This is a genomic window from Actinomadura sp. 3N407, from assembly GCF_052245875.1.
Classification (GTDB): Bacteria; Actinomycetota; Actinomycetes; order Streptosporangiales; family Streptosporangiaceae; genus Spirillospora.
The window spans coordinates 1-8,868 of record NZ_JBQQBP010000049.1 but is presented as its reverse complement, the minus strand read 5'-3'; the positions used below and the strand labels follow the sequence as shown (position 1 = coordinate 8,868).

Here is an 8,868-nt window from a genome sequence, read left to right as displayed (position 1 = left end):
GGTCGCCTGCGTAGGAGGCGTCGCACGCAAGGCCTGACGGCGTCCTCTCCGGGGAGGTTCAGGCGATGACGCCGCCCTTGCCGAAGAAGATCACCGAGTGGGCGCGGTTCCAGTACTCCACCCCTTCAGTTCCTCGCTGCCGCGCGGGCGGCGCGGGCCAGGAAGATGGTCTTCTGCCGGTTTCGACCGCCGTCCGGTCGGGTCCGCCTATTGGCTTGGATTGTTGGGGCTATCCCGTCGACGCCGTCCGGCCGGGTGTCCCGCGGTGCGGACGAGGGCACGCGAACCGAGCACGGCAGAGATGCGGCATCGAGTTCCGCCGGTCTGCTACAGGTGTAGTTAAATGGTCGTCGGTGGCCCCGACCGGGATGAACTGAAGTCCCCCGCGTCCACCGGCAGGACGGCGGCTGGGGGACGAACGCGATCGGTGGCCGACCAGGGCGGACCTTGCAGGAGACGCTGCTGGCGATCACCGCCTGCGCGTTGGCCGGGCGACCGAGGAACGCCGCCGGTAAGTGGCGGCGGCCTGATGTATCAGGGGAGTATGTGAGCGTCGAGGGAAGTACGAAGGCCGTCGTCACCGCGCTGGGCGCGAATCTGGGGATCGCGGTCACCAAGTTCGTGGCGTTCGTGTTGACGGGCTCGTCGTCGATGCTGGCCGAGGCGATCCACTCGGTGGCCGACTCCAGCAACCAGGCGTTGCTGCTGATCGGTGGGAAACGTGCCCGGCGGCGCGCCACCGAGGAGCATCCGTTCGGGTACGGGCGCGAACGCTATATCTATGCGTTCATTGTGGCGATCGTGCTGTTCAGCCTGGGCGGGCTGTTCGCGCTCTACGAGGCCTGGCACAAGATCAGTGACCCGCACGGGATCACCGAGTGGCAGTGGGTGCCGATCGCGGTGCTGCTGGTGGCGATCGGTTTGGAGTCGATGGCGCTGCGCACGGCCGTCAAGGAATCCAACCGGAGCCGGGGCAAGGCGGGCTGGGTGCAGTTCATCCGGCGGTCCAAGTCCCCCGAGCTGCCGGTGATCCTTTTGGAGGACACCGGTGCGCTGGCCGGCCTGGTGTTCGCGCTGGCCGGCGTGAGCCTGACGTTGATCACCGGCAACGGCGTCTGGGACGGGATCGGCACGGCGGCGATCGGCGTGCTGCTCACGGTCATCGCGATCGTGCTGGCCACCGAGGTCAAGAGCCTGCTGATCGGTGAGTCCGCCAGCGCCGAGCAGGTGCGGTTGATCAGGGAGGCGATCGTGCGGGGGCGGGACGTTCCCTCGGTGATCCATATGCGCACCATGCATCTGGGGCCGGAGGAGCTGCTGGTGGCCGCGAAGGTCGCCGTGGATCTGCAGGATGATGCCCGGGAGGTCGCCGAGGCCATCAACGATGCCGAGGCCCGCATCCGGGAGGCAGTGCCCATCGCGCGGCTGGTCTACCTGGAACCCGACGTCCTCCGCACGAAGGGTGGGGCCGGTGTCGCGTAATCCGTCGCGCAGACCGCTGGGGCAGTTGGAGGCCGAGGTTCTCGCCGCGCTGGCGGCGCTGGGCGGCTCGGCCAGGACGGCGGAGCTGGTGGCACGGCTGGACGGCGAACCGGCGTACACGACGGTGAACACCATCCTGCACCGGTTGCACGAGAAGGGTCTCGTCTCGCGGACCCGGACCGGCCGGCACTACCACTACCGGCTTGCCGTGGACGAGTCCGAGCTGGTGGCGGGACGGATGCGTGAGCATCTGCGGCACGCGAGCGATCCCGTGAACGTGCTGAACCGGTTCGTCCGGACACTCAGCAGCGAGGAGGCACGCCACTTGCGGGAGATGCTCGAGGGCCCGGGGGAGCGCGAGTGAACTGGTTCACCGTTGTGCCGCTGGCCATCATGCTGGCCTTGAGCACGGTGCTCGGCCGGATGCCGTTACCGCTGCATCCGTCCTGGTCGGCGCGGCTGCTGGCCACCACCTGCGCGATGACCGTCGTGGCGGCGCTCGGCACCGGGGTCTTCGTGTCGATCAACTATGCGGCGACGTTGGCGCCGGCCGCCGCCGCGCACGTCCCCGAGTGGGCGCTGTTCGGAGACGACACGCCGGTCCCGGGCATGGTGGGGGTCCCGGCGGTGCTGCTGACCGCCGCCGGGTTGCTGGTCATCGGCAGGACCGCCACCGGCTGGATGGCCGAACTGCGGACCGCGCAGGTACAGGCCCGGGAACCGCTGGAGACCGATATTCCGATCGCCGTCGCGGTCCCGGGCCGGCACGGCGGAGTGCTGCTGTCGCGGGGCATGCTGCGCGGGTTCACGGCCGAAGAACTCCATGTGGTGTTCCAGCACGAAACGTCCCACCTGCGGCACCGCCACCACCGCTATGTGGCGTGCGGCGCCCTGGTCTCCGCGGTCCTGCCGCCACTGCGGCCGTTGGATGAGCGGCTGCGGCTGTCGGTCGAACGGTGGGCGGACGAAGAGGCGGCCGAAGCGGTCGGTGACCGCGCTTTCGTCGCCCGCACGATCGCCAAGGCCGCCCTCGCCCACCCTCTGCCCGCCGGACCGGCCGCCGCGTTCGCCGAGTCCGGGGTCGTGAAGCGCGTGCAGGCGCTGCTGGGCACGCCTCCGGACAGGAACACGGTCACGGGCCCGCTGCTGTTCATGGGCAACGGCTTCGTCACCAGTTCGCTGACCGGCGCGACCCTTCAACTCGACCACGCCGCCGCGGCCTGCCTGCTGCCGCTGCTGGCCCTGAGCTGACGAACGGTGGCGCGCGACCCGTCCCGACCTGCTCATCCTGGGACCGCCTGGTCGATGACGGCTCCCTCTGGTCCCGAATGCGGGACCAGAGAGACACCGATGACCGCGAAGTCGAACAGATTCCACGGCCATGGCCTTGCTGCTCAACACCCGGACATTCCCCGGCCGGCTCGGTCCCGCATCGCGGCGATGCACTCGGTGAACGAGTCGTCGCCACCATGATCACCTCGCTGAGGACAACGTGGGGCCCACGACTTCGGCAATATCTACTACTCTTGTAGCAGTTCGGTGAGGCTCCAGCCTGGCGATTCGACGAATATGAGTCCTGCGTCACGTCACACTGACCGTCGCGGCCTGGTCCAGCGCTGCACTGGCTGGACCTCGTCACCTGTACCGACGCTCACCCGGGGAGCCACAGGGATTCGGAGGTAGCAGAATCTGTGATCGCTACCCGGAAGAGTCCACCGATAAGAGTAAGACGGGCCTTCCAGTGAAGGGGCGGGCGCGTGGACGGATGTTCGCGACGGCCGGTGCGGCCCGCCTGGCCGGTGCGGCGGCAATGGTGAGCGGCTGCGGGCAGGTTGGGTTCGTTGCGCCCGAGACTGTGGAGGTCGCCGAGCTCACGGTGACCAGCCCGGCGTTCGTCGACGCGGAGGCGCTGCCCGCCCGGTACGCCTGTCCGGCCTACGGCGGGCTGGGCAGGACGCCGCCGCTGCGGTGGTCTGGAGTGCTGCCAGGCTCGACCGTCGCGTTCGCGATCGTGGTCGATTCTCCTGACGCCTCGGCTGGGGCCTACGTGAGCTGGGTGATCGTCAACATCGACGGGCACACCCGCGAACTGGTCGAGGGCGCGCGTCCGGTCGCGGCGGTGGAAGCGCTGAACACCAGTGACACGACGGCTTATGTGGCACCGTGCCCCTCTGAGGGGGAGCGGAATCGTTACCGTTTCACCGTCTACGCGCTCGGTGAGAGGGTGCAGGTGAGACAGAGGGAACCCCTGAAGGAGGCGCTGGCGGTCATTGCCGAGCACACGGTGGGACGCGGCCGGATCACGGCGACCTTCGGACAGGCCAGCTGATCATGGCTTCCTTCTGGGCGGGGACGATAGCACCGCTTGCCCATCCCAAAGGGTTCATCCGTGGTCGGCGGCGCCCGAGCCCGTCCGATGGCGGCGCTGCTCTTCGTCCACGGCCCGGTAGATCTTGGACTTCAGGCCCTCGGGGTCGGGGACGCGCTTGAGCCGGAGCATGCCGTGCTCGGAGGCGGACTGGATATCAAGCGTTCCGTATCGCCAGATCCGCTCCCACAGCGTCACCCGGAACGACACGTCGTTGACGCGGATCAACGGGATGCTGTGCCCGGTCTTGGTCAAGAATCCGCTGCGCTTGTAGATGCGCCTTGTGGTGACGATGTAGATGGTGCCGCGCCACCGCAGCAGCGGGATCAGCCAGAACCACAGCGACAGGATCGCGGCGACGCCTAGGACCACGTAGTCGGCGATCTGCCCCCAATCCTCGCCGGACGGGGCGACCCACAGCAGCGCGCCGGCGACAATCCAGACCAGGCAGAGGATCACGAACTCGCCGATCAGCTCGGTCCAGTGCTGGCGCGTGGCATGGACCAGGGACTCGTCCTCAGCGAGATACCGGTCAGCAAAACCCATGTCGCGCATCCTGGCACATCACTCCGTTCAGGTATACGCGCATCCCGCGAACCGTCCGCGAGTGGGCCTGCCGCTCTGCTCCGTCGCCGTACTTGTCTTCACGGGCGGAGGCGCATCGGCCGGCGCGCGGAGCCCAGATGAGGGCACCAGAGCCGGCGGCCGAAACCTGCTGGTAGAGCGCACCTACGACGATCGACGCGATAACGAAACCGGTCATGACGGCCGCCAGGAGAGGCAGCGCCGACAATGGCAACGGGCTCAGGTTCAGGATGCCGGCCAGCGGAAAGCAGGGCAGGCCCAGGCCGGCAAGGGCCAGCGCGGCGGCCGCACCTCAGACGGGCCAGGCCGCACGCCGAGCTCCCGGCCACGGCTGCGCGGCAGCATCACCACACCCTGGGCGACGAGGTTCTCGGTGAACCAGCCGGTGTGGGACATCTCCTCCCACACGGGTCCGACCCGGACGTCCAGCATCCACCAGGAGAGCCCGAACGCGGCCAGGTCGAACAGTGCGACGACCGGCCCGACACAGGCCACGAACCGCACCAGGCCGCGGTGGTCGAACGTTCGCGGACGGGGAGATCTCGGACGCTTCGACCCGGTCGTGCGCCCGGGCGCGGCCACTAACTTCGCAATCGTGCTCGATGCGGCCCGCCTCGTGGGGAAACCGCGCTCGGGTACCGGCTCCGGACGTCCTTCCACCCTTGCCCGCCCACGGTGTAGCCCTCAACCCTGACAAGTCCGCACCGCTCACGCTCTCTGCCTCGGACCGCGTCATCGTCTTGGCCGAGAAATGACTCGTCTCCCGGCGGATGGGCCGTCATCCTGGAAGTCGAAGACGCACCATCGAGCGCACGCCATGTACGGGGGCGACGAGACGATGAGCGACCAGCGGTCACTGCGGCTGGGTGCGCAAATGGCCGAGGTCGAAGCGCTATACGCCCGCGTGCTGGAGGCGGCCGGTCCGTGTTCGGAAGAGCGACGATTGGCCGCACTGGCCGAAGCGGCCGGCGGGCTCGCCGAAATCGCCGGCAGGCATGGACGAATCGGTCCTGAGGAGTTGCGGGACCTGGCGGCCGGGCACCGGGGTTGAACGCCGAGCAGCGTCTGATCATCTCCGGTTCACTGGAGATCCATGAGCGCATGCTGCGGGAGGTGCTGGTTCCGCGCCGGGAGGTGTTCACGCTGCCCGGCGACCAGCCGGTCGGCCGGGCCCGCATCGCGCTGGCCGACTCGGGCCATTCCCGCGCCCGGTGATCTCGGTCGGGGAACTGGACGACATGGTCGGCGTGGCGAACTGCGCGAGCTGATGGCCGGTGATCCTTCCGTCCCCGTCGCGGACCTGGCCCGTCCCGCCGTCGTCTTCCCCGGTTCGGTGCGGGTCTCGGACGCGCTGCGCAGGTTCAAGGCCGAGCGCTAGCAGATGGCGCTGGTCGTGGACGAGTACGGCGGTGTCGAGGGCATCGTGACCCTGGAGGATCTGCTGGAGGAGATCGTCGGGGAGATCTACGACGAAACCGACCGCGACGTGATGGCCGTGCGTACCGAGCCGGACGGGACGCTTCTGTTTCCGGGCACCTTCCCCGTCCACGACCTTCCGGACGTCGGCGTGGAGATCGCCGACCTTCCTCCCGGCGACTACACCACCATCGCGGGCCTGGTGCCGGCCCTGCTCGGGCGCGCGTCCCCGACCGCCTCGGCGACCACGTCGACGTCCCCGGCTGGAGCATTGAGGTCACCGAAGTCGACCGGCACGCCATCACCGGCCTGCGGATGCGCCCGTCCACCCGCGCGACGCGCGCGTCCCGCCGGGCGGACCGGCGGCGGACCAGGACTCGGCTGGCCAGGGCAGAGTGGAGCCCGGCCAATGTCCTAGGCACAGTTGATCGCCCTGGAGATCTGTCGCGGAATCCGAGGCGGGCGCAGTCCGCCTCTCGGTGGCCGCCGCGATCAGGGCTTGGATCGCGCGGAGGGACGGTCAGGCCGCCAGGACCGCGATGGTGGCGGCGTAGACGGTGATGAGCAGGATTCCGTCGAATCCGAGCCGTCCCCAGCCACGGCGCTGGCGGACCAGCAGCCCGCCGAGCAGCACGGCGGTCATCAGGAGCGCTGCGGTGGTGAGGAAGAGCTGGTCGGCGCCGGCCGTGTGGAACAGCGACCCGCCGCGGTAGGCCACGTCCCCGACGACGAGGTTGAGGGCGTCGAGGCTGTTGCCGCCGATGACCGCGGCGATGGCCAGGGTGAGGGCGCCGCGCCGGACCGCGGCGACCGCGGTGATCGATTCGGGTAGTGCGTTCACCACGCCCATGAAGACGGCGCCGACGATGCCGGCGTTCAGCCGGGTCGAGGCCACCAGGGTTTCGGCCGCCTGGGCGATCGCCCAGCCGGCGATGACGACCACGGCGGCGACGGCGGCGAACTCGGCCCATAGCTGTGTGAGGCTGCGCCGGGAGAGCGCGCCGTGATCGTCCGGCTCGTCCATCCGGGTCTCGCGGGTGGTGACCGGCCGCCACATCGGCTGTGCGTCATGGTGGAGTTTCAGGCCGCCCGCATAGAGGGCGACCAGGAGCAGTGAGGCGGGGTGGACGCCGAGCACGGTGACCTGCGGGCTGAACGTCGCCAGCAGCGCCACGCTCAGTAGCACGATCAGCAGGCAGCCGAACAGCATGTTCGGCAAGGACGCGGCGGCGTGTTCGAGGTTGACGCGCCGGTGGGCGGCGTCGGCGACCACGATCGCCAGTGTCTGGGCCGCGATCCCGCCGACTGCGTTGCCGTAGGCCAGCGTCGGCTGGTCGGAGGCCGCGCTGACGCCGGTCATCACGATTCCCGACAGTGAGGTGGCCGCGCCGAAGAACACCGCGCCGAAAAGCGCCTCTCCCCAGCCGGTCCGGTCCGCCAGTGCGTCGCCCAGGGACGCCATCCGGATGCTGCACAGGACGGTCAGCGCAGCCGCCACCGCGAAGGCGATGATCGCAAAACCCAACGGCCACGGTTGCGCCATCGCCGGGCACCCGCCTCCTCCCAAGACATCGACTGCGCGGATACCAGAGGAACATCGCGCCCATGCACGCCGACGCAGCCTGATCACGTCTACCCGGCACGCACCCGATGACACACCGCCGCCGAGTCCGCACGGCCGTCGCCGGAGCCCACATCGAGGATGGTGAAGCCTGTGGCGGAGAGACGACCACACGACCTACTACAGTCGTAATAATATTGGTGAGAATCCAACAGGCGACGAGAGGGCGACGTGGTATTCAAACGGATGCTGGGGACGTTCGGGGTGGGCGGGCCGTCGGTGGACACGGTGCTGGCCGCCCCGGCATGCCGACCGGGCGAACAGCTCGCCGGTGAGGTGCGGATCAGGGCAGCTGACTACGACGTGGAGATCCAGCGGATCAGCCTGGCCTTGGCGACCATGGTCGAGGTCGAGGGCGGTGACCACGAGCAGACCGGTGGCATGGAATTTCACAGGGCGGACGTATCAGGACCGTTCACGCTGGCCAAAGAGGAGGACCGAGTCATAGCGTTCCGGCTGGACGTGCCATGGGAGACGCCGCTCACCGAGGTGTCCGGGCAGCATCTGCACGGCATGGCGATGGGGGTGCGCACTGAACTCGCCGTCGCCAAGGCCGTTGACAAGGGCGACCTCGACCCGGTCGAGGTCGACCCGCTGCCGTCGCAGCAGCGGGTGCTGGACGCTTTCGCCGAGTTGGGCTTCGCCTTCAAGAGCGCCGATGTCGAGTACGGTCACATCGCCGGTCTCCACCAGGAACTGCCGTTCTACCAGGAGATCGAGTTCTACCCGCCGCCGGCGCACCAGGGCCGGATCAACGAGGTGGAACTGACGTTCCTCGCGAGCCCGCACGGGCTGGCCGTGGTGTTGGAGGCCGACAAACGCGGCGGCCTGCTCGTCTCCGGCACCGACGCCTTCGGCCGGTTCCAGGTGAGCCATGAGGAAGCCCTGCACCTGGACTGGGCGGCGGAGATCTCCGGCTGGCTGCATGCCGTGGCCGACCGGCACGGCGGCGCTTTCCTACTCGGCCATGGCCCGCATGACCACCACCACGAGTATGAGGGTCATGGCGGGCCGGGCTGGGGCACGGTGGCCGCCGCCGGCGTCGCGGGTGTGGCCGCCGGGGTCGTCGGTGGAATGGTCGCCGACGAGGTCATCGAGGAGATCGTCGAAGACGACGAGGACGACGAGGATGAGGGCGCCGAGGACGAGGACTGACCGCCATCCCATCGCTCACGCGGACCGCCGCCGCCCGCGCGTCGCGCAGGCGGCATCCCTGCCGCGCGGCGGCGGCACCCGGCACCACGGCCGGGCAGCGAAGCGGACCGGCGCGGTCAGAGTTCGAATTCGGCGGGCGGGAGACCCACGGCGTGGCAGGCCTCGCGGACGACGGCCTTCTCGTTGTCGTCGAAGTCGCCGTCGGCGCCGCCGATGACGATGCCGATCTGGATGACGGCGC

The 8,868-nt window shown here is 69.2% G+C and carries 12 protein-coding genes; 8 read left to right on the top strand and 4 right to left on the bottom strand.

Translation table 11 applies throughout. The annotated features are described in order from the left end of the window. The first annotated feature begins 546 nt into the window (after nt 1-546). The 4 genes from ACTWPP_RS44660 (at nt 547) to ACTWPP_RS44645 (ending at nt 3,811) form a co-directional block, all read left to right on the top strand. Nucleotides 547-1,482 (top strand): cation diffusion facilitator family transporter, encoded by a 936-nt coding sequence (locus ACTWPP_RS44660; protein WP_443110562.1) that lies wholly within the window; start codon nt 547-549, stop codon nt 1,480-1,482. Next, complete coding sequence (locus ACTWPP_RS44655) at nt 1,472-1,846, top strand: BlaI/MecI/CopY family transcriptional regulator (protein WP_443110561.1); 375 nt, start codon at nt 1,472-1,474, stop codon at nt 1,844-1,846. Before ACTWPP_RS44660 ends, ACTWPP_RS44655 begins: the two co-directional genes overlap by 11 nt. Then, nucleotides 1,843-2,733: a M56 family metallopeptidase gene (locus ACTWPP_RS44650; protein WP_443110560.1), complete on the top strand. Its 891-nt coding sequence runs from the start codon at nt 1,843-1,845 to the stop codon at nt 2,731-2,733. The genes ACTWPP_RS44655 and ACTWPP_RS44650 overlap by 4 nt, the downstream gene beginning before the upstream one ends. Nucleotides 2,734-3,247: 514 nt before the next feature. Next, the gene (locus ACTWPP_RS44645) at nt 3,248-3,811 is read left to right on the top strand and encodes a YbhB/YbcL family Raf kinase inhibitor-like protein (RefSeq protein ID WP_443110559.1); all 564 of its coding nucleotides are present in this window, start codon (nt 3,248-3,250) and stop codon (nt 3,809-3,811) included. 54 nt (nt 3,812-3,865) lie between these two features. Here ACTWPP_RS44645 and ACTWPP_RS44640 read toward each other — a convergent pair whose 3' ends face one another. Both ACTWPP_RS44640 and ACTWPP_RS44635 read right to left on the bottom strand, forming a co-directional pair. After that, a complete protein-coding gene (locus ACTWPP_RS44640) occupies nt 3,866-4,396 on the bottom strand; it encodes a PH domain-containing protein (RefSeq protein WP_443110558.1) in 531 nt (176 codons plus the stop codon). Nucleotides 4,397-4,660: 264 nt separating this feature from the next. Next, entirely contained in the window at nt 4,661-4,930 is a 270-nt protein-coding gene (locus ACTWPP_RS44635; RefSeq protein ID WP_443110557.1) for a hypothetical protein, read from the bottom strand. A 322-nt stretch (nt 4,931-5,252) separates the two neighbouring features. On the opposite strand from ACTWPP_RS44635, the gene ACTWPP_RS44630 reads away from it, so the two are divergent. The 3 genes from ACTWPP_RS44630 to ACTWPP_RS44620 all read left to right on the top strand — a co-directional run bounded on the left by ACTWPP_RS44630 (nt 5,253) and on the right by ACTWPP_RS44620 (nt 6,269). Then, entirely contained in the window at nt 5,253-5,486 is a 234-nt protein-coding gene (locus ACTWPP_RS44630; RefSeq protein ID WP_443110556.1) for a hypothetical protein, read from the top strand. Continuing rightward, on the top strand, nt 5,483-5,650 hold the full coding sequence (locus ACTWPP_RS44625; RefSeq protein ID WP_443110555.1) for a hypothetical protein: 168 nt from the start codon (nt 5,483-5,485) through the stop codon (nt 5,648-5,650). The genes ACTWPP_RS44630 and ACTWPP_RS44625 overlap by 4 nt, the downstream gene beginning before the upstream one ends. 166 nt (nt 5,651-5,816) lie before the next feature. Then, nucleotides 5,817-6,269 (top strand): hypothetical protein, encoded by a 453-nt coding sequence (locus ACTWPP_RS44620; RefSeq protein WP_443110554.1) that lies wholly within the window; start codon nt 5,817-5,819, stop codon nt 6,267-6,269. 102 nt (nt 6,270-6,371) lie between these two features. Here the strand turns inward: ACTWPP_RS44620 and ACTWPP_RS44615 are convergent, their stop codons facing one another. Next, nucleotides 6,372-7,394 (bottom strand): sodium:calcium antiporter, encoded by a 1,023-nt coding sequence (locus ACTWPP_RS44615; RefSeq protein ID WP_443110553.1) that lies wholly within the window; start codon nt 7,392-7,394, stop codon nt 6,372-6,374. Nucleotides 7,395-7,643: 249 nt separating this feature from the next. Here ACTWPP_RS44615 and ACTWPP_RS44610 point away from each other — a divergent pair, with 249 nt between their 5' ends. Continuing rightward, on the top strand, nt 7,644-8,627 hold the full coding sequence (locus ACTWPP_RS44610) for a sporulation protein (protein ID WP_443110552.1): 984 nt from the start codon (nt 7,644-7,646) through the stop codon (nt 8,625-8,627). 116 nt (nt 8,628-8,743) lie between these two features. Here the strand turns inward: ACTWPP_RS44610 and ACTWPP_RS44605 are convergent, their stop codons facing one another. Then, nucleotides 8,744-8,854 carry a TerB family tellurite resistance protein gene (locus ACTWPP_RS44605; RefSeq protein WP_443103401.1) on the bottom strand — a complete coding sequence of 37 codons (111 nt, stop codon included), beginning with the start codon at nt 8,852-8,854 and terminating at the stop codon, nt 8,744-8,746. Between the last annotated feature and the right edge of the window lie 14 nt (nt 8,855-8,868).